Below are 18,521 nucleotides of genomic sequence, written 5' to 3' on the forward strand. Positions count from 1 at the left end.
GCAGATCGGGCGTGGGTGGGCGGGCCGCCGGGACCGCGCCGCTACTGTCGCTGATCATGGACCGGAGACGCGCCGCGGTGGGCTACGCCCTGCTGCTGCCCAGCCTCGTCGGCGTCGGGTGCTTTCTGCTGCTGCCGATCGCGGTGGTGTTGTGGTTGAGCGTGCACAGCTGGAATCTGCTGGGGCCCATCGAGTTCAGCGGGTGGGACAACTGGCGGTCGGTGCTGACCGACCGGCGGTTCGGGCATTCGATCCTGGTGACGCTGGCGCTGACGGCGATCGTGGTGCCGGCGCAGACGGCGCTGGGGTTCGCGGTGGCGGCCATGCTGGCGCGCCGCGGTCGGGGCTCGACCGTGCTGCGGGTGATGTACGCGCTGCCGTGGATGTGCGCGCCGGTCGCGGTCGGCGTGGTGTGGCAGTGGATCTTCGCGCCGACCGGCGGGGCGTTGAACGCGCTGCTCGGGGAGCGGGTGGAATGGCTGAGCTCACCGGCGCTGGCGCTGCCCGCGGTGGCGGCGGTGCTGGTGTGGACGAACCTCGGGTACGTGGCCCTGTTCTTCGTGGCCGGGATCCGGGCCATCCCGGGGGAAATCCTGGACGCGGGGGCGCTGGACGGCGCGGTCGGATGGCGGCGAATCCGATGGCTGATCCTGCCGCTGCTGCGGCCGACCATGTTCTTCGTGCTGGTCACCGGCGTGCTGACGGTCTTCCAGACCTTCGACGCGGTGTACGCGCTGACCCGGGGCGGGCCGGACCATCGCACGGATGTGGTGGGGATGCGGATCTATTCGGAGGCGTTCGAGGCCGCGCATCCCGGGCGGGCCGCGGTCATGGCGGTGGTGGTGTTCGCGGTCATGTTCGTGATCACGCTGGCGCAGCATCGGTATTTCCGGGAGCGAGTGAGCCATGAGTACTGAACGATCCTTGCGGGCCGTCGCGGCGTATCTGGTGCTGGTGGCGGGTGCGCTGGTGACGGTCGCGCCGCTGGTGCTGAGCGCGCTGACGGCGGTGAAGACGCCGGGTCAGTTCGCGAACGAATCCTCCGTGGCCGCACCGCATCCGGTCACGCTCGACAACTTTCGCGCGGTGCTCGAACAAGGACTGGGCCGGGCGGTGACCGTGACGGCGCTGATGACCGTGTGCATCACCGCTGGACAGCTGGTGGTGTCGGTGATGGCGGCATACGCGTTCGCGCACATCGCCTTTCCCGGCCGCGAGGCGCTGTTCTGGGTGTACCTGGGGACCATGATGGTGCCCAGTGCGGTGACGCTGGTGCCGCTGTATCTGATGTTCGCGAAACTCGGCTGGCTCAACACCTTCTGGGCGTTGGTGCTGCCGTTCCTGTTCGGATCCCCGTACGCGATCTTCCTGCTGCGTCAGTATTTCCGGGCGATTCCGGGCGAGATCATCGACGCCGCACGGGTGGACGGGGCCACCACCCTCGACATCCTGGTGGGCGTGGTGGTGCCGATGAGCCGGCCGATCCTGGCGACGCTCACGGTGATCACCGTTGTCTCGCAATGGAACAGCTTCATGTGGCCGCTGGTCGCGGCCTCGGGAGCGAGGTGGCAGGTGCTGACGGTGGCTACGGCGAATCTGCAGACCCAGTACAACGCGCAGTGGACGTTGATCATGGCGGCCACCACCCTGGCCATCGCGCCGCTGGTGGTGGTGTTCGTGGTGTTCCAGCGGCAGGTGCTGCGGTCCATCGCGGTGACGGGGCTGAAATGATGCGGGGGCAGGCGATGTCTCTCAAACCCGCCACCCGGGCCGTGCTCGGAGTGCTGCTGGTCGCCGTGCTGCTGGTGGCGGCGGCGCTGTGGCTGGGCCGCGACAGCGACGGCGGTGGGCGCACGGTGGTGCGGATGCGGATCTGGGACATGAGTTTCGTCGCCCCCTATCGGGCCGCGCTCGACGAGTTCGAGCGCGCCAATCCGGAGATCGAGGTGCGAATCACGCAGGTGCCGTGGAGTTCCTACGCGCAGAAGCTGCGCTTGGATGCGGCGGGCGGGATCGCCGACGATCTGTTCTGGACCAATCTGTACGAGGATTACGCCGACAGCGGGCATCTGCTGGATATCGGGGCGGCGCTCGGACCGGACGCGGCGCGGGCCTGGGATCCGCAGGCCGTGGCCCAGTACACGCGCGGCGGAAAGCTCTGGGCGGTACCGCAGTTCGTCGACGGCGGGACGGCGGTCTACGTCAACCTGGATCTGCTGGCGCAGGCCGGGGTCGATCCGGCCGAGGTTGCGGCGGCGCACTGGAGTCCCGATCCGGGGCAGGACACGTTCCGGCCGCTGTTGCGGCGGCTGGCGGGCGTGTCGACCTGGCCGTACAACGCCGCCAACGACTTTCAGTCCATCTCGCTGCCGTATCTGGGCTCGGCGGGCGGGCAGCTACAGCGCGACGGCCGGTTCGATATCGATTCCCCGCCGGGGCGCGACGCCTTCGGGTACACGGTCGGGCTCGTCGCCGCCGGGCTCTCACCGTCGGCGGCCGACACCGGTACCAGCGGTGGCAGCACCAATGCCGACTTCGCCAAGAACGCCTTCCTGCAAGGAAAGCTGGCGCTGTTCCAATCGGGCACCTTCAATCTGGCCACCGTCGCGCGGCACACCGGATTCCGTTGGGGGCTGGCCATGATTCCCGCGGGTCCGGCCGGGCGGGTGAGCGCGAACAATGCCATCGGGCTCGCCGGGAACGCGGCCACCGCACACCCGGAGGCGATGCGGCGGGTGCTGGCCTGGCTGGGCAGCGCGGCGGGCAACCGCTATCTCGGTACGGCGGGGGCGACGATTCCGGCGGTGGTGTCCGACCAGCAGGTGTATCGCGACTATTGGGCCGGGCACGGGGTCGATGTGTCGCCGTTCTTCGAGGTGTTGCGCGGCACGACGATCGCGGCGGGCGGCGGGACCGGGTTTCCGGCCGCGTTGCAGGCGATGACACCGATCCTCGACGAGATGTACCTGGGCCGGATACCGGTGGCTGACGCACTGTCACGCGCGCAGCGCGAGGGAAACGCGGCGCTCGCCCAGCGGTGAAGGCGCGACGCGAGCCGGATCAGATCCGGCTGTGATCGGTGTACGGCGTGCGCGGGCCGAACTTCGGCTTGTGCGCGAAACCGGCCAGCCCCAGCAGGCGCACCGCTCGATACCGGTGCGGGCGTAGCGGTTCCAGGTACTCGACCATGGCGTCGTCGTCGATCGGCTTGCCCAGCAGGGTCCAGCCCACGATCGCGGCGAGATGGAAATCGCCGACCGACAACGCGTCCGGATCGCCGAAGGCGCGCTGGGCGATCTCGGCGGCCGTCCATATTCCGATACCCGGCACGGTGCGCAGGCGCTGCGCCGCCTCGGCGTGACCGAGGCCGGCGGCCTGCTCCAGCTTCGGGGCGATACGCGCCGCCAGCACAATGGTTTTCGACCGCTGCGGCCCGACATTGGCGCGGTGGTAGACCCAGGACGGGATGTGCCGCCAGGTCTCCGCGTCCGGCATGACGCGCAAACCCTGCGGGGCCGGACCCGGCGCGGGAGTTCCATAGCGCCACACGAGTTTCCGCCACGAATCATGGGCGGTCTTGGTGTGCACCTTCTGTTCCAGCACCGCCGGGACCAGGGCCTCCCACACCAGGCCGGTGCGCAGCATGCGCAGGCCCGGATTGCGGCGATGCGCCTCGGCCACTTTCGGGTGGGCCGGCGCGAAATCGGTGACGTCCTCGTCCACGCACAGCATGGCGGGCAGCCGCTCGAGGAACTCCTCCGCGCCCGGACCCCAGGCCCGCGCCTCGACCGTATGCCGGTCGGCCTGCCGCAGCCGATAGGTGACTTCACCGGACGGCATCCGCGAGGCGTGCCAGTGCGCGCCGTCGGGGGTTTCGCGGTGACAGGGATCACCGAAGCCGCGGCGCAGCGGAGAGATGGTGGCGGCCAGATCGATCGGGCGCTCGGTGCGCAGGACCCGGGTGCGCTCGCTCGCCACGGAGGCCGCGGACGCGGTCGGTGCGGGCGGCGCTGCAGTCACCGGGACATTCTATTTGTTAACGCGCCGCGCGCCGCACCCGATGTTCAGTCCGATTGTGTGTCGGCTCGGCAACTGTGTGGCATTCGTACTGGAGGTTCCTCGCGTGATCACCAACCTGATCAATTTCCTGCTCGGTGTCTGGGGCAATCTTTTCGCCGGTAGCAGCGGATACCACATCCCGCCGGGCACGCTGCCGTTCGGCAGCTGACCAGATGAGGGAAGGGCACCCGCCCCCGCATCCGTTCGCGGATGGGGCGGGTGCCCTTCATTTTTCGAGGTCAGCGGCGTCGTGCAGGAGCTGGGCGAGATGCCGGAACGAGCGCCCGGCCAGCTGTGCGGCCTGGGTGCGGCAGGAGAATCCGTCGGCGATCAAGATCGAATCTTCGGGCGCTCCCCGCAGTGCGGGCAGGAGGCCGTTCTCGGCCACCGCGACGGATACGTCGTAGTGGCCGCGCTGCATTCCGAAATTTCCGGCAAGTCCACAGCATCCGGTGATTTCGGTCACTTGCGCGCCGGTGGCGCGCAGTATTCGGCGGTCGGCCTCGAAACCCAGTGCGGCGTGCTGATGGCAGTGCGGCTGGACCAGCACCGTGCGGCCGGTGAGGTCGGGCGGACGCCAGCCGGGCTGGGACTCCAGGAATTCCGCGAGGGTGCGCACCGCACCCGCCACCGCGGCGGCCCGGGGATCGTCCGGCAGCAGGCGGGGCAGGTCGTCGCGCAGGGCGGCCGTGCACGAAGGTTCCAGGCCGACCACCACGCCGCCCGCCCGGACGTGCGCGTCGAGAGCTTCGAGGGTGGCGCGCAGCCGCTTTCGCGCGCCGTCGAGCTGACCGGTGCTGATCCAGGTCAGACCACAGCAGACCCGCCGCTCCGGGATGGTCACCCGCTGTCCGAGCGATTCGATCAAATCCACGGCAGCACCGGCGATCTCGGGATCGAAGCCGTCGGTGAACGTATCGATCCACAACATCACCGGCAGTGCGGCCGTCGGCACCGCGTGCGGCCGCCAGCCTCGCCGAAAACTCTTGTCCGCCAAGGCCGGTACCTCGCGACGCGGATCCATACCCGCCAGCCGCAACCCCAGCCGGCGTAGTGGCCGCACCGCCCCGGCCCTGTTGACCAGGCGCGGCAGCCGGGCCGCCGCGCCGAGCCAGCGCGGCAGTTGGCCCAGGGCATAGTGATCGACCGGACGGAGCCGACGCCGATAGCGCCGGTACAGGGTCTCGGACTTGTAGGTCGCCATGTCCACGCCGGCGGGACAGTCGGAATGACATGCCTTGCAGGACAGGCAGAGATCCAGTGACTCGGCGACGGCCTCCGAGCGCCAGTCCAACGCGCCCCGCACCACCTCTTGCAGCACCCGGGCGCGGCCTCGGGTGCTGTCCTTCTCGTCGGCGGTGGCCAGATAGGACGGGCACATGAAACCGCCGGACGCGCTGGTATCGGCGCGGCACTTGCCGACGCCCACGCAGCGGTGCACGGCGGTGGCCAGGTCGCCGTCGGCGAGGAAGGCGAAGCCGCCGCCGGCGGGCAGCGGGCGCAGCCCGGCCAGGCGCAGGTCGGTGTCCACCGGCCGGGGATGCACCAGGACACCGGGATTCAGCACGGCGTCGGCATCGAACAGGGCCTTGAAGGCCGCGAAGGCGTCGAGGGTTTCGCGGGAGTACATGAACCGCAACAGATCCGAGCGGGCCCGGCCGTCGCCGTGCTCGCCCGAGAGCGAACCGCCGAACTTCACCACCTGACGGGCGGCGTCCTCCAGGAAGGCCCGGAAGCGTTGCGGCGCATCGGCGATCGGCAGATCCAGGCGGACGTGGATGCAGCCGTCGCCGAAGTGACCGTAGAGCAGGCCGTCCACACCGTGCTCACGGGTGAGGGTCTCGAATTCGCGCAGGTAGTCGCCGAGCCGGTCGGGCGGGACCGCGGCGTCCTCCCAGCCCGGCCAGGCCGGTTGCCCGTCCGGGGTGCGGCCCGCCAGGCCGGCGCCGTCGGCTCGGATGGCCCACAGGGCCCGTGCCTCGGCACGGTCCGGCACGATGCGGACGTCCATGGCGTGCGCGCCGGCCCGCAGCGCCTCGGCGCGCTCGCGAGCCAATTCCTCGGTGGCGCCGTCGATTTCGACCAGCAACCAGCCGCCGCCGCGCGGCAGCTCCGGCACCCCGCCGCGATGCGCCCGCACCACATCGACCAGGCGCGCGTCCATGCCCTCCACGGCGATCGGCCGCACCGCCATGACCGCGGCGATATCGTCGGCGGCGGTGGGCATGTCGGGATAGCCGAGCACCACCAGCATCGTGGCGGCGGGAACCGGCACCAGCTCGACGGTCGCCTCCAGCAGCAGGCCGCAGGTGCCCTCGGTGCCGACGAACGCCTTGGCGAGCGCCGAACCCCGTTCGGGCAGTAGATGTTCCAGCGCGTAGCCGGACGCCTGGCGTTCGAAGCGGCCCAGCTCGGTGCGAATCAGCGCGAGGTGGGTGCGGGTGAAATCGGCCAGGCCCGCGACGGCCGAGAGATCATTGCCCAGGGTCCGCTCGATGCCGAGGCCGTCGAGAATCCGCAACTCGCGCACCGTATCCGAGGTGCGGCCCCACGCCACCGCACGCGGACCGCAGGCATTGTTGCCGATCATCCCGCCGAGGGTGCAGCGGTTCTGGGTCGAGGGATCGGGACCGAAACGCAAGCCGTGCGCACCCGCCCGGCGCTGCAATTCCGCCAGCACGACGCCCGGCTGCACCCGCGCGACCCGCCGATCGGGATCGAGCTCCAGGACGGTGTTCAGGTGACGGCTGAAATCCAGCACCAGGCCCGGCCCGATCGCATTGCCCGCCACCGAGGTGCCCGCGCCGCGCGCGGTGATCGCGAGTCCCTCGGCGCGGGCCAGATACAGGGCCGCGCTCACATCGGCGGCGTCACGCGGGAAGACCACCGCGCGCGGGCGCACCCGATAGTTCGAGGCGTCCGAGGAGTACTCGGCGAGCCGCCGCGGGGCGGTGTCGACCTCACCGGTGACCGCCCCGCGCAATGCTCGTTCCCACGCCTCGCTCACGCCCCGAGCCTAAGCCGAGTTTCGCCGAGCGCGAACGTCCGACCTGCCCGGAAGTCCTTGATCTCAACCTTTGTTCAGGTCTTAGTGTCGGTGGTGTGGGGTTCGATGGAACCCGGACGTGAGGAGCTGGGATGAGTATCGAATCCGTGGCGTGGAATCAGCTGTACCGGCAGATGAACGCGCCCACCGAGCAGCGGCCGCTGCGGCTGGCGACGGCCCGCCGGATTCTGGCCTTCGCGCGCCCGCACCATCGGCGGCTGGTCGCGTTCCTCGTCTTCAGCATCGCCTCGGCGCTGCTCGCGGTGGCCACCCCGGTGCTGGCCGGGCGGGTGGTCGACGCCATCGTCGGGCACGGCGCGCCGCGCACGGTCATCACCCTCGCGGTGATCATCGCGGCGGTCGCGGTGCTGGACGCCGGGCTGGGCATCGTCATTCGCTGGCTGTCGGCGCGCATCGGGGAGGGGCTCATCTTCGATCTGCGCACCGCCGTCTTCGATCATGTGCAGCGCATGCCCATCGCCTTCTTCACGCGCACCCGGACCGGCGCACTGGTGAGCCGGTTGAACAATGACGTCATCGGGGCGCAGCGGGCGTTCAGCACCACCCTGTCCGGCGTGGTCACCAATGTGGTGACCCTCGCGCTCACCCTCGCCGTCATGCTGCGGCTGTCCTGGCAGATCACCCTGCTGGCCCTGGTCCTGCTGCCGGTGTTCGTGATTCCGGCGCGGCGCATGGGCGAGCGCATCGCCGGGATCCAGCGCGAGGCCGCCGGACTGAACGCGGCCATGAGCACCCAGATGACCGAACGCTTCTCCGCCCCGGGCGCCACGCTGGTGAAGCTGTTCGGGCGGCCGCGGCAGGAGTCGGTGGAATTCGGGCTGCGCGCCGGGCGGGTGCGCGATATCGGCGTCCGCACCGCCATGCTGCAGACCGTGTTCGTCACCGCCCTGACGCTGGTGTCGGCGCTGGCGCTGGCGCTGGTCTACGGGCTGGGCGGCTACCTGGCGCTGCGGGGGCGGCTGGAACCCGGTGCGGTGGTGGCGCTTTCGCTGCTGCTGACCCGGCTGTATTCGCCGCTGACCGCGCTGGCCAGCGCCCGGGTGGATGTGATGTCGGCGCTGGTGAGCTTCGAGCGGGTCTTCGAGATCCTGGATCTGAAGCCGCTGATTCAGGATTCGCCGCTGGCGGCGCCGGTGCCGGAGGGTCCGGTCGCGGTGGAGCTGGACGGGGTGAGCTTCGGCTACCCGGCCGCGGACAAGGTGTCGCTGGCCTCGCTGGAGGACGTCGCGACGCTGGACACCCGCGGCGGCGAGGAAGTGCTGCACGAGGTGTCGCTGCGGGCCGAGCCCGGGCAGATGGTGGCCCTGGTCGGATCCTCCGGGGCCGGGAAATCGACCATCGCACAGCTGGTTTCGCGACTGTACGACGTGGACTCCGGCGCGGTGCTGCTGGGCGGCAAGGATGTGCGCGAGCTGACCGCGCAGTCGATTCAGGACACCGTCGGCCTGGTCACCCAGGACGGGCACCTGTTCCACGAGACCATTCGCGCCAACCTGCGGCTGGCCCGGCCCGAGGCCACCGACGACGAACTCTGGGATGCGCTGGGCCGCGCCCGGTTACGCGATCTCATCGAATCGCTGCCCGACGGCCTGGACACCGTGGTCGGCGAGCGCGGCTACCGGCTCTCCGGCGGTGAGCGCCAGCGCCTGACCATTGCCCGGCTGCTGCTCAAGCAACCGCGCGTGGTGATCCTCGACGAGGCCACCGCCTCCCTGGACTCCACCTCCGAGGCGGCCGTGCAGGAGGCCCTGGCCGAGGCGCTCGACGGGCGCACCGCCCTGGTCATCGCGCATCGGCTCTCCACCATCCGCAATGCCGATCAGATCCTGGTGCTCGAGCACGGCCGCATCGTGGAGCGCGGCACCCACGCCGAACTGCTGGCGGCGGACGGCCGCTACACCGAGCTGTACCGCACCCAGTTCGCCGACTCCAGCGCGCCCGCGGCGGTCTGATCGGACCGGACGGCTTGCCGGATCGGCAAAAGGATTCGAGTGTGCCCATGCCCCGGCGTTAGCGTCGGAGCATGGGTTCTCACGCACACGGACATTCCCACGGCCACCACCACGGTCATGGCCATACCGACGACCAGGGCCACACCCACGACCACATCGACTGGGCGACGATGATCCCGGATCTGCGACGCGAAGACGCCATGGCGGCCGAGTCCGGCGCGGAGATCGCGCGGCGGCTGATCGGGCTGATCCCGGCTCGCACCGAACCGACCGTTCTGGATATCGGGGCGGGGGCGGGCGGGCAGAGCGTGGCGTTCGCGCGCGAACTGCTGGCGCGCGGGGGCGGCCGGCTGGTCCTCGTGGATGCCGTGCCCGAACTGCTCGAGGTGGCGCAGCACAGTGTGAAGGAAGCCCTCGCGGGCGATGACCGGGTGCGGGTGGAGACCGTGCGGGCCGATGCCGCCGCGGCGGATTTCGGCACCGGACTGCCGGGCGCGGATCTGGTGTGGGCCTCGCGCTCGGTGCATCACCTGCCCGATCAGCAGGCGGGCACCACGCGGCTGGCGGAACTGCTGCGCCCCGACGGCTGGCTGGCGCTGGCCGAGGGCGGCCTAGCCATGCGCTGCCTGCCGTGGGATCTCGGTATCGGCGCGCCCGGCTTGCAGGATCGGCTGCTGGCCCAGCGGGAGGCCGGCTTCGCTCAAATGCGCGGTGAGATCACCGATTCCACGCCCATGCCCTATGGCTGGAACGTGACGCTGAGTCGCGCCGGGCTGTCGGCGGTCACCTCCTTCAGCGTGCTGACCGACCATCCCGCCCCGCCGTCGCCGGCGGTGCGCGACAGCGTCGTCGCCTGGCTGCGGGGGCTGAGCGAGCGGGTCGGCGATCGCGTGTCCGAGGCGGACCGGGCCACCCTCGCGGCCCTGCTCGATCCGGCGGCCGAGACGTATCTCGGTGCGCGCGAGGACATTTACATTCTCGGCGCGACCACCGTTTTCCTGGGCCGCCGCTAGCACCGTCGATAGCCGCCCCGCATGGCCGGGCACGGCCGTGATCCGCCCGTGCCCGAACCGACACCGTGTTGTGGCCGCAGCGGCGGTCCCGACCTCCCGAAATGCCCTGCTATGCGGCATAATTCGAGCTCCCATGGCATAACCCACATGATCGTTTCAGATGCCGGGGGAGGAGTTTCGGTGACCCGTACCAAGGTGCAGCGGCAGACGGCCGCGACCCGTGTCGACGATGTCGAGCGCATGTTCGGTGCGCGGCGGTATCAGCCCGGCGCGGCGGAGTCCGCGCTGACGATACGGGTGGACGGCGGGACCCGGCGCACCGACGACGACTGGACGGTGCCGAAAAAGCTGGTGGCCGAGGCGGTTTCGGGCAAGCTGGTCGTCGACTTCACCCGCGCGCGCTGCTCGCGGCGCGAGATCGATGTCCAGGTCGCCGCGGGCGCGGGCGCGATCGTGCTCATCGTGCCGCGCGGCTGGCGCGTCGATCTGGAGAGCGTGACGCCGGGCGCCGGCACGGTGGCCAACCGGGTGAAGCTGCCGCGCTTCCCGGGCGCCCCGCTGATCCGGGTCACCGGCGAGGTGGACAGCGGTGTGGTGAAGGCGCGCTACGCGTACCGCTCACCGCTGCTGTGGCTGCGCCGCGCCCGCTGAGGACACCGCTGCCCTGCTGAGGACCGCGCTGCCCCGCTGATCGATCGCAGAGATCCCGGCATTTCGGGAGACCATGCGGTATGACGGAGGGGTGACGCGCTGGCTGCTGCACGTCGACCTCGACCAATTCCAGGCCGCGGTCGAATTCCGGCGTCACCCCGAGCTGCGCGGACAGCCGGTCATCGTGGGCGGCAACGGCGACCCCGCCGAACCGCGCAAGGTGGTGTCGTGCGCGTCGTATCCGGCCCGGGCCTTCGGGGTGCGGGCCGGCATGCCGCTGCGCACCGCCGCCCGGATCTGTCCGGAGGGCGTGTTCCTGCCGCAGGATCTGGCGTTCTACGCCGAGGCGTCCGAGGAGATCATGACGGTGCTGCGGACGTTCACCGATCGGGTCGAGGTACTCGGCTTCGACGAGGCGTTCCTGGCGGTGGACACCGACGATCCCGAGGCGCTGGCCGGCGAGATCCGTTCCGCCATCGCCGAATTGGGGCTGACCTGCGCGGTCGGCATCGGGGACAACAAGACGCGGGCCAAGCTCGCCACCGGGTTCGCCAAGGCGGTGGGCAAGTCGGGCCCCGCCGGCGCGGCGGCCGACGCCGACACCGGAACCGGCGTCTTCCGGCTCACCGCCGACAATTGGGCCGAGCTCATGGCGCATCGCCCGACCAGCGCGCTGTGGGGCGTGGGGGCGCGGATCGCGAAACGCATGAGCGGCCTGGGCATCGAGACCGTCGGGGATCTCGCCGCCGCCGACCGCCAGGTGCTGGCGCGGGAATTCGGGCCCAATACCGGGCCCTATCTGTGGGTACTCGGCCACGGTGCGGGCGACACGGATATCTCCGAGCCGCGAGAGCCGGTGGGCCACAGCCGATCCGAGACCTTCCCGGCCGATCTCACCGAACGCGCGGACATCGACGCGGCGGTGGTGCGGCTGGCCACCCAGGTGGCCGAGGAGACCGTGGCCGCGGGACGCGGTGTCGGGCGGGTCAGTGTGACGGTGCGGACCAAGACCTTCTTCACGCGCAGCAAACAGCGGAAATTGTCCGCGCCCACCGCCGATGTGGACGAGATCGTGCAGACGGCGCTGGAGGTATTGCATACCTTCGAGGTGGATCGACCGATCCGGTTGCTCGGCGTCCGGGTCGAATACGCCATGCTGTGAACGAGGTTCCACCCGACGGAAGGCTTTCTCGCGATGAGCGACTACGAGAACATCCTGTTCGAGCACGACGGCCCGATCGCCCGCATCACGCTGAATCGGCCCAAGGCGGCCAATGGCATCGATCAGGCGCTGGCCGACGAGCTGGAGCGCGCGGCCTCGTACTGCTCGGAGGATCCGACGGTGAAGGTCGTGGTGCTGACCGGTTCCGGGCGTTTCTTCTCCGCCGGCGGCGATGTGCGGGCCATGGCGGCCAGCGACGACACCGGGAAGTTCATCGAGCAGCTGGCGGCCACCCTGCACCGGGCGGTGTCGGCGCTGGCGCGCATGGACGCGCTGCTCATCGTCGGCGTGAACGGGACCGCGGCGGGCGCCGGCATGAGCCTCGCGGTGGCCGGCGATCTGGTGGTCGCCGCCGAATCGGCCTCGTTCACCATGGCGTACACCAAGATCGGCCTGAGCCCGGACGGCGGCGCGTCCTACTATCTGCCGCGCCTGATCGGGCTGCGCCGCACCCAGGAGCTCATGCTCACCAACCGCACCCTGTCCGCGGCCGAGGCCCTCGACTGGGGCCTGCTGCACCGGGTCGTGCCCGACGGCGAGCTGACCGACGCGGTGGAGACCCTGGCGCGGGAGTTCGCCACCGGGCCCAAGGGTTCGAACGCGAACGTCAAGAAGCTGCTGCTGGTCTCGGGTCAGCACACCCTCGAGGAGCAGTTGCACACCGAGGCCGCGTTCATCACGCACTGCGCCGAATCCGCCGACGGGCAGGAGGGCGTGGCCTCCTTCGTGGACAAGCGCGCTCCGAAATTCGCCTGAGCCCGGCCGCTTTTCACCGACCCGGCCGGTGTCGCGCGCCCTATGCTCGGGACATGGAGTTCCAGGCGATGGTGGCACACGAAACCGACAGTGGGATCGCGCTGGTCCGGGAGGAGGTCACCGACGACTTCCTGATGCCCGGCGAGGTGACGATCAAAGTGCACTTCTCGAGCGCCAACTACAAGGACGGGCTGGCCATCACCCCGCGCGGCGGTGTGGTGCGCCGGTACCCGCTGATTCCCGGCATCGATCTCACCGGTGAGGTGACCGCCTCCGACGATCCGGAATTCGCGCCCGGCGATCTGGTCGTCGCGCACGGCTACGACATCGGCGTGGCGCATCACGGCGGGTTCGCCGAGTACGCGCGGGTGCCGGCCGGGTGGGTGGTGAAGCTCGACGGGCTCACCCCGCGCGAGGCGGCGGCCATCGGCACCGCGGGCTACACCGCGGCCATGAGCGTGCAGGCGCTGCTGGATGCCGGGCTCACGCCCGACGCCGGGCCGGTGCTGGTCACCGGCGCGACCGGCGGGGTGGGCAGCGTGGCCGTCGACATCCTGTCCGGACTCGGCTTCGAGGTGGTCGCCTCCACCGGCAAACTCGGTGCGAGCGAACTGCTTTCGACGCTCGGCGCGAAGTCGGTGATCGGCCGGCTGCCCGGCGAGGAGAAGGTGCGCGCGCTGGGCAAGGCGCAGTGGGCCGCCGCGGTGGACAGTGTCGGCGGCGCCTCGCTGGCGTACGTGCTGAGCAGCATCACCTACGGTGGTGCGGTGGCGGCTTCCGGATTGACCGGCGGTTCCGATCTGCCGACCACGGTGATGCCGTTCATTCTGCGCGGGGTGTCGCTGCTGGGCATCGACTCCGCGCACTTCCCGATCGCGCGGCGCCGTGAGTTGTGGGCCCGGCTCGCGAAAGACCTGAAACCCCAGCATCTCTCACTGCTGGAGAACTACGCGCCGATCACCGAGGCAGAATCCGTGCTGCATACCATTCTGGACGGAACGCATTCCGGCCGTTCGGTGCTCGGGGCGGCGGGCGAGTTCTAGCCGACCGAGTTCCAGCCGACCGAGTTCTAGCCGACAATGGCCCGGACGAGATTGTGGTCGGAGGCCCCGGCCACGTCCTCGACCACCACCTCGCGCACCGGGACGCCGTGCCCGACCACATGGTCGATGTACTGGGATTTGGCTCCCGCGTCCCGGGGCCGGGTCGGGAGCGCGTCCGGTGCGAACTCGCCGACCGTGTAGCCGTCACCCAGTCCGGCGGCCAGGGTGGCGCGGTCGATATTGAAGTCGCCCAGCAGGACCGCCGGGCCGGCCGCGGTGAGTTCGCGCAGCCGCACGAGTTGCTCGCCGCGGCGTTCGTCGCCGGTCACGTGGGTGGCGGCGATGAGCAGACCGTCGAACTCGATCACCAGCACGCCCTTGCCGGGATCGAAGCCGAACGATTCGGCCGCGACCGGCCGCGCGGTGCCGTCCACCAGGATCACGAGGTGTTCGGTCCGGTGCTCCAGCACATTCGCCAGCCGGCGCGGGCGCGGTACCCGCGGATAGTTCAGCACGTGGAACTCCCTGGCGGGCAGGGCGTTTCGCAGGGCCACGAGCTGGTCGCCGCTGACCTCCATGAGCGCGATGACGGACTCGGCGCGCGCGGCGACCACGGCGGTCACCGCCTCGATCCGCTCGGCCTCGATCGGCCAGCGCCCGGCGATATCGCTGTCCCAGTTATCGGCGTGGACGCGGTGCAGGACATTCCAGGTGGCGACGGTGATCACGGTACGACCCTATGAGATCCGAACGGACCGTGCGGGATTCGTTTCATGTGAAACAACCGAATTCGCTCACCGGTTGCCGGATCAGCCGGAACCGGCCAGCACCTCCAACGCGGCCGTGAGGTGCGGCAGCGCGGGCGGACCGTAGGAGGAGGCGATCTCGGCCAGCGCGCGAGCCAGGTGCGGGGCGAGGGCGGCGGCCGGGAGCAGCTCCTCGGCCAGCACGATCCCGCCCACCACGTGACCCGCCCTGATGCGCTGATCGCGAGTCACCTCGTACCGCCAGGAACCGATCTGGACCCGTTCCGGATCGGCACGGAACATCGATTTGCGCGGCGGGGTCCGGGTAACTCCGGGGACGCCGGCGAAGACGGTGAAGACCAGACCCAGGCCGCCCGGACCGCCGAGCGCCGCATCGATGGCGCGGGTGGCGGACTCGGGATCGAAATCGCTCACGAGTTCATGCCGAGGGTGAACTGCGGGACGATCGGATCGCCGTCGCCCAGGCGGCGGATGGCGGTGCCGGAGGCGTAGAACTCGACCGTGTGATAACCCCAGGCGTAGTTGGAGATATCGACGCTGACGCCGGTGACACCGGTCGCGCCGTCGCGTTCCGCCTCGGCCTGCATGCGCGACATGGCCAGCTCACGGGCTTGATAGTTGCCCTGGGTCCACTGCGGCATCTCCATATTGCGGCCCATCTGGCTGAGCATCTGGCGGAAGCCCTGCACGGCCACGTGAAACACGCAGTTGCCCATGACGAACGCGACCGGGGCGTAGCCGGTGCGCATGAGTGTCACCATGTCCTGGCCCGACAGGTGGCTGGTGAACGCCTGGCCGTTCGGACGGCGGTAGCTGCCAGGGGATTTCGCGTACCGGACGGCGGTGCCGACGGCGATGAACTCCAGATGCTCCATGGATTCGCCGTGCTGGCGCCATTCCAGGCGGACGCCCACCACCCCGTCGGCCTTGAGGGCGTCGGCCTCGGCTTGCATGCGGGACATGGCATTCCAGCGCGCCCGGTAGGTGGCCTCGGTCAGCACCGGGAGTTCCTGCTGCTGACGGATGCCGGTGAACTGGAAGCCGACGTGATAGACGGACACGCCCATCACCAGGTCGATGGGCTCGAAGCCCGCGCCGTGCAGCAGGGCGAACTCGTTGACCGACAGGTCGGAGGTGAAGATGCGATTCGCATGGGACAGTCGCTCACCGGCGACCTGATCGAGCTGCTGCGGCTGCTGACTCGGCTGATTCGGTTGCATGGTGTCGTCCTCCGTCGGATCCCCGCTGAATCCCTAACCGAGGGTACGACTCGGTCTGGTTTCCGGCCCGCCGAAACGACGGGAGCCGGGCGTGTTCACAGAACACGCCCGGCTCCCGGTCGATCGGTTACGCGGTGGCGCTCAGCTGCCGCCCGTCGTAGGCCGGTTCGGCGACCGGCTCGATGGCGTAGGCCAGGATCTCGGCCACGTCGGCGACGGGACGGACATCCAGGGCGGCCAGCACCTCGGCCGGCACCTCGTCCAGGTCCGGCTCGTTGCGGGCCGGGATGAACACGGTCTTCAGGCCGGCGCGCTGGGCGGCCAGCAGCTTCTGCTTGACGCCGCCGATGGGCAGCACCCGGCCGTTCAGCGTGACCTCACCGGTCATGCCGACATCCGCGCGGACCTGCCGGCCCAGGGCCAGCGACACCAGGGCGGTGACCATGGTGACGCCCGCCGACGGTCCGTCCTTGGGGACCGCGCCCGCCGGGAAGTGGATGTGGATATTGCGATCCAGCACCTTCGGCTCGATGCCGATCTCCTCCAGGTGGGAGCGGACGTAGGTCAGGGCGATCTGCGCGGACTCCTTCATGACGTCGCCCAGCTGGCCGGTCAGGGTCAGCGAGCGGTCGCCCTCGGCGGCATTGGCCTCGATGTAGAGGACGTCGCCGCCCGCGCCGGTCACGGCCAAACCCGTCGCCACACCGGGGACTGCGGTGCGTTCCGCCCCGTCGGGGGTGAAGCGCGGACGGCCCAGGTAGTCCTTCAGGTCACCCAGTCCGATCACCAGTTGCCCGTCGGCCGAGGCGGATTCGGCGTCGTAGCCCAGGTTCTTGTCGTAACCCAGTCCCTCCGGCACGAATTCGCCCTTGACGATGACGTTTTCGGGGCCGGCGATGTCGGCCGACTCCGACAGCTTGGTCGCGGCCTTGCGCAGCGCCTTGGCGATCAGCCGTTCCATTTGCCGCACACCGGCTTCCCGGGTGTAGTTGGCGGCGACCTCGCGCAGCGCCTCGTCCGTGATCGAGACCTCCTCGGCGGTCAGGGCGTTGCGCTCCAGCTGCCGGGGGATCAGGAAGTCGCGGGCGATGGCCACCTTGTCGGCCTCGGTGTAGCCGTCCACGCTGATCAGTTCCATGCGGTCCAGCAGCGGGCCGGGAATCGTCTCGAGGACGTTCGCGGTGGCGATGAACAGCACGTCGGACAGGTCCAGATCCAGGTCCAGGTAGTGGTCGCGGAACGTGTGGTTCTGCGCCGGGTCCAGCACCTCCAGCAGGGCCGCCGCGGGATCGCCGCGGAAGTCGCTGCCGACCTTGTCGATCTCGTCCAGCAGGACGACGGGGTTCATCGAACCCGCCTCCTTCATGGCGCGCACGATGCGGCCGGGCAGTGCGCCCACGTAGGTGCGCCGGTGACCGCGGATCTCGGCCTCGTCGCGCACGCCGCCCAGGGCGACGCGAACGAACTTGCGGCCCAAGGCCCGGGCGACCGATTCACCCAGCGAGGTCTTGCCGACGCCGGGCGGACCGACCAGCACCAGCACCGCGCCGGAACCGCGGCCGCCGACGACCTCCAGGCCGCGGGCGGCCCGGCGGGAGCGCACGGCCAGGTACTCGACCATGCGGTCCTTCACCTCGTCCAGGCCGTGGTGATCCGCGTCCAGCTGGGCGCGCGCGGCCGAAACATCCGTGGAGTCCGTGGTTTTCACGGTCCACGGCAGTTCCAGGACGGTGTCCAGCCAGGTCCGGATCCAGCCCGTCTCCGGGCTCTGATCGCTGGAACGCTCCAGGCGGCCGACCTCACGCAGGGCCGCTTCCTTCACATCGGCGGGCAGGTCGGCGTTCTCGACGCGGGTGCGGTAGTCCTCCGCGCCGTCCGGCTCGTCCTCGCCCAGCTCCTTGCGAATCGCGTTGAGCTGCTGGCGCAGCAGGAACTCGCGCTGCTGCTTCTCCAGCCCCTCGCGCACGTCCTCGCTGATCTTCTCGCTGACCTCGGTCTCGGCGATGTGCTGGGTGGTCCACTCGATCAGCTTGGTCAGTCGCGCGAAAGTGTCCGGGGTGTCCAGGATTTCGCGCTTCTGGTCATTGGTCAGGTAGGACGCCCAGCCGGCCGCGTCGGCCAGGGTGGACGGATCGTTCATCTGATTGACCGCGTCGATGACCTGCCAGGCCTCACGGCGCTGCAGGACCGACACGACCAGCTTCTTGTATTCGGCCGCAAGCTCTTTGGTGCGGCCGTCGGCGGCCGGGATCTCGACCGGTTCGGCCTCGACCCACAGCGCCGCGCCCGGGCCGGTCACGCCGTGGCCGATCTTGGCCCGGCTCTCGGCCTTCAGCACCGCCGCGGGGGCGCCACCGCGCATCCGGCCGACCTGTTCGATGGTGGCCACGACGCCGTAGGCGGCGTATCCCTCATCGAGCCGCGGCGCGACCAGCACCTGGTTGACCTTGCCCGCGCGGGCGGCATCGATGGCGGCCTGCGACGACTCGTCCAGCTCGATCGGCACGACCATGCCGGGGAGCACGATCGGATCGGTCAGGAACAGGACCGGCAGGTTCGTTGGTGTAGTCACGTCTTCGACCCCTTCCAAGGTTGAGCGTTATCTACTCAACCTCGCCGGTATACCGATTGTTCCGCGACCTTGTTCGCCGGGGGCGAACAGGTGGATGTGCAGGTCATGGCGCACAACAGCGACTGTCGGGTGCGAATTCTGGATACGTCTTGACGCGGATGGCTAAAGCGATTAGCTTTATGGCTATTGCAGTTAGCTA

At 69.9% G+C, this 18,521-nt stretch carries 15 protein-coding genes; 9 read left to right on the plus strand and 6 right to left on the minus strand.

Going from position 1 to position 18,521, the window contains the following annotated elements; all coding sequences use genetic code 11:
* Positions 1-56: 56 nt before the first annotated feature.
* From D7D52_RS12800 to D7D52_RS12810, 3 genes are read left to right on the plus strand one after another with little or no spacing between them, the layout of a single operon-like run.
* Positions 57-917 carry a carbohydrate ABC transporter permease gene (locus D7D52_RS12800; RefSeq protein ID WP_120744061.1) on the plus strand — a complete coding sequence of 287 codons (861 nt, stop codon included), beginning with the start codon at positions 57-59 and terminating at the stop codon, positions 915-917.
* Positions 907-1,731 (plus strand): carbohydrate ABC transporter permease, encoded by an 825-nt coding sequence (locus D7D52_RS12805; protein ID WP_120736514.1) that lies wholly within the window; start codon positions 907-909, stop codon positions 1,729-1,731. The genes D7D52_RS12800 and D7D52_RS12805 overlap by 11 nt, the downstream gene beginning before the upstream one ends.
* A gap of 14 nt (positions 1,732-1,745) precedes the next feature.
* Entirely contained in the window at positions 1,746-3,041 is a 1,296-nt protein-coding gene (locus D7D52_RS12810) for an ABC transporter substrate-binding protein (protein ID WP_120744062.1), read from the plus strand.
* 19 nt (positions 3,042-3,060) lie between these two features.
* Here the strand turns inward: D7D52_RS12810 and D7D52_RS12815 are convergent, their stop codons facing one another.
* Together D7D52_RS12815 and D7D52_RS12825 are read right to left on the minus strand one after the other, a co-directional pair.
* Entirely contained in the window at positions 3,061-3,978 is a 918-nt protein-coding gene (locus tag D7D52_RS12815) for a DNA-3-methyladenine glycosylase family protein (protein WP_120736515.1), read from the minus strand.
* Positions 3,979-4,285: 307 nt separating this feature from the next.
* Positions 4,286-7,066 (minus strand): FAD-binding and (Fe-S)-binding domain-containing protein, encoded by a 2,781-nt coding sequence (locus D7D52_RS12825; protein WP_120736517.1) that lies wholly within the window; start codon positions 7,064-7,066, stop codon positions 4,286-4,288.
* A gap of 131 nt (positions 7,067-7,197) precedes the next feature.
* Here D7D52_RS12825 and D7D52_RS12830 point away from each other — a divergent pair, with 131 nt between their 5' ends.
* The 6 genes from D7D52_RS12830 (at position 7,198) to D7D52_RS12855 (ending at position 13,763) form a co-directional block, all read left to right on the plus strand.
* The gene (locus D7D52_RS12830) at positions 7,198-9,078 is read left to right on the plus strand and encodes an ABC transporter ATP-binding protein (RefSeq protein ID WP_120736518.1); all 1,881 of its coding nucleotides are present in this window, start codon (positions 7,198-7,200) and stop codon (positions 9,076-9,078) included.
* Positions 9,079-9,149: 71 nt separating this feature from the next.
* A complete protein-coding gene (locus tag D7D52_RS12835; protein WP_120736519.1) occupies positions 9,150-10,091 on the plus strand; it encodes a class I SAM-dependent methyltransferase in 942 nt (313 codons plus the stop codon).
* 180 nt (positions 10,092-10,271) lie between these two features.
* Positions 10,272-10,742 carry a hypothetical protein gene (locus D7D52_RS12840; protein ID WP_120736520.1) on the plus strand — a complete coding sequence of 157 codons (471 nt, stop codon included), beginning with the start codon at positions 10,272-10,274 and terminating at the stop codon, positions 10,740-10,742.
* A gap of 91 nt (positions 10,743-10,833) precedes the next feature.
* Positions 10,834-11,904, plus strand: a complete 1,071-nt coding sequence (locus tag D7D52_RS12845; protein WP_120744063.1) for a DNA polymerase IV — start codon at positions 10,834-10,836, stop codon at positions 11,902-11,904.
* Between the two features lie 33 nt (positions 11,905-11,937).
* Complete coding sequence (locus tag D7D52_RS12850) at positions 11,938-12,720, plus strand: enoyl-CoA hydratase/isomerase family protein (RefSeq protein ID WP_120736521.1); 783 nt, start codon at positions 11,938-11,940, stop codon at positions 12,718-12,720.
* 53 nt (positions 12,721-12,773) lie between these two features.
* A complete protein-coding gene (locus D7D52_RS12855) occupies positions 12,774-13,763 on the plus strand; it encodes an oxidoreductase (protein ID WP_120736522.1) in 990 nt (329 codons plus the stop codon).
* Between the two features lie 26 nt (positions 13,764-13,789).
* Here D7D52_RS12855 and D7D52_RS12860 read toward each other — a convergent pair whose 3' ends face one another.
* From D7D52_RS12860 to lon, 4 genes are all read right to left on the minus strand, one after another.
* On the minus strand, positions 13,790-14,491 hold the full coding sequence (locus tag D7D52_RS12860) for an endonuclease/exonuclease/phosphatase family protein (protein WP_120736523.1): 702 nt from the start codon (positions 14,489-14,491) through the stop codon (positions 13,790-13,792).
* Positions 14,492-14,572: 81 nt separating this feature from the next.
* Positions 14,573-14,944, minus strand: a complete 372-nt coding sequence (locus tag D7D52_RS12865) for a DUF5073 family protein (protein ID WP_120736524.1) — start codon at positions 14,942-14,944, stop codon at positions 14,573-14,575.
* Positions 14,941-15,750 carry a heavy metal-binding domain-containing protein gene (locus D7D52_RS12870; RefSeq protein ID WP_120736525.1) on the minus strand — a complete coding sequence of 270 codons (810 nt, stop codon included), beginning with the start codon at positions 15,748-15,750 and terminating at the stop codon, positions 14,941-14,943. Before D7D52_RS12870 ends, D7D52_RS12865 begins: the two co-directional genes overlap by 4 nt.
* Before the next feature lie 127 nt (positions 15,751-15,877).
* Positions 15,878-18,262, minus strand: a complete 2,385-nt coding sequence (lon, locus tag D7D52_RS12875; RefSeq protein WP_425464673.1) for an endopeptidase La — start codon at positions 18,260-18,262, stop codon at positions 15,878-15,880.
* Positions 18,263-18,521 lie beyond the last annotated feature (259 nt).

The organism is Nocardia yunnanensis (genome assembly GCF_003626895.1).
Classification (GTDB): Bacteria; Actinomycetota; Actinomycetes; order Mycobacteriales; family Mycobacteriaceae; genus Nocardia; species Nocardia yunnanensis.

What these genes read in the sequence shown, in the direction of transcription:
- D7D52_RS12870 (WP_120736525.1), bottom strand. Translation starts at nt 15,750, where the DNA reads ATGCAACCGAATCAGCCGAGTCAGCAGCCGCAGCAGCTCGATCAGGTC.
- lon (WP_425464673.1), bottom strand. Translation starts at nt 18,262, where the DNA reads ATGGTCGTGCCGATCGAGCTGGACGAGTCGTCGCAGGCCGCCATCGAT.
- D7D52_RS12805 (WP_120736514.1), top strand. Translation starts at nt 907, where the DNA reads ATGAGTACTGAACGATCCTTGCGGGCCGTCGCGGCGTATCTGGTGCTG.
- D7D52_RS12810 (WP_120744062.1), top strand. Translation starts at nt 1,746, where the DNA reads ATGTCTCTCAAACCCGCCACCCGGGCCGTGCTCGGAGTGCTGCTGGTC.
- D7D52_RS12800 (WP_120744061.1), top strand. Translation starts at nt 57, where the DNA reads ATGGACCGGAGACGCGCCGCGGTGGGCTACGCCCTGCTGCTGCCCAGC.
- D7D52_RS12835 (WP_120736519.1), top strand. Translation starts at nt 9,150, where the DNA reads ATGGGTTCTCACGCACACGGACATTCCCACGGCCACCACCACGGTCAT.
- D7D52_RS12855 (WP_120736522.1), top strand. Translation starts at nt 12,774, where the DNA reads ATGGAGTTCCAGGCGATGGTGGCACACGAAACCGACAGTGGGATCGCG.
- D7D52_RS12830 (WP_120736518.1), top strand. Translation starts at nt 7,198, where the DNA reads ATGAGTATCGAATCCGTGGCGTGGAATCAGCTGTACCGGCAGATGAAC.
- D7D52_RS12850 (WP_120736521.1), top strand. Translation starts at nt 11,938, where the DNA reads ATGAGCGACTACGAGAACATCCTGTTCGAGCACGACGGCCCGATCGCC.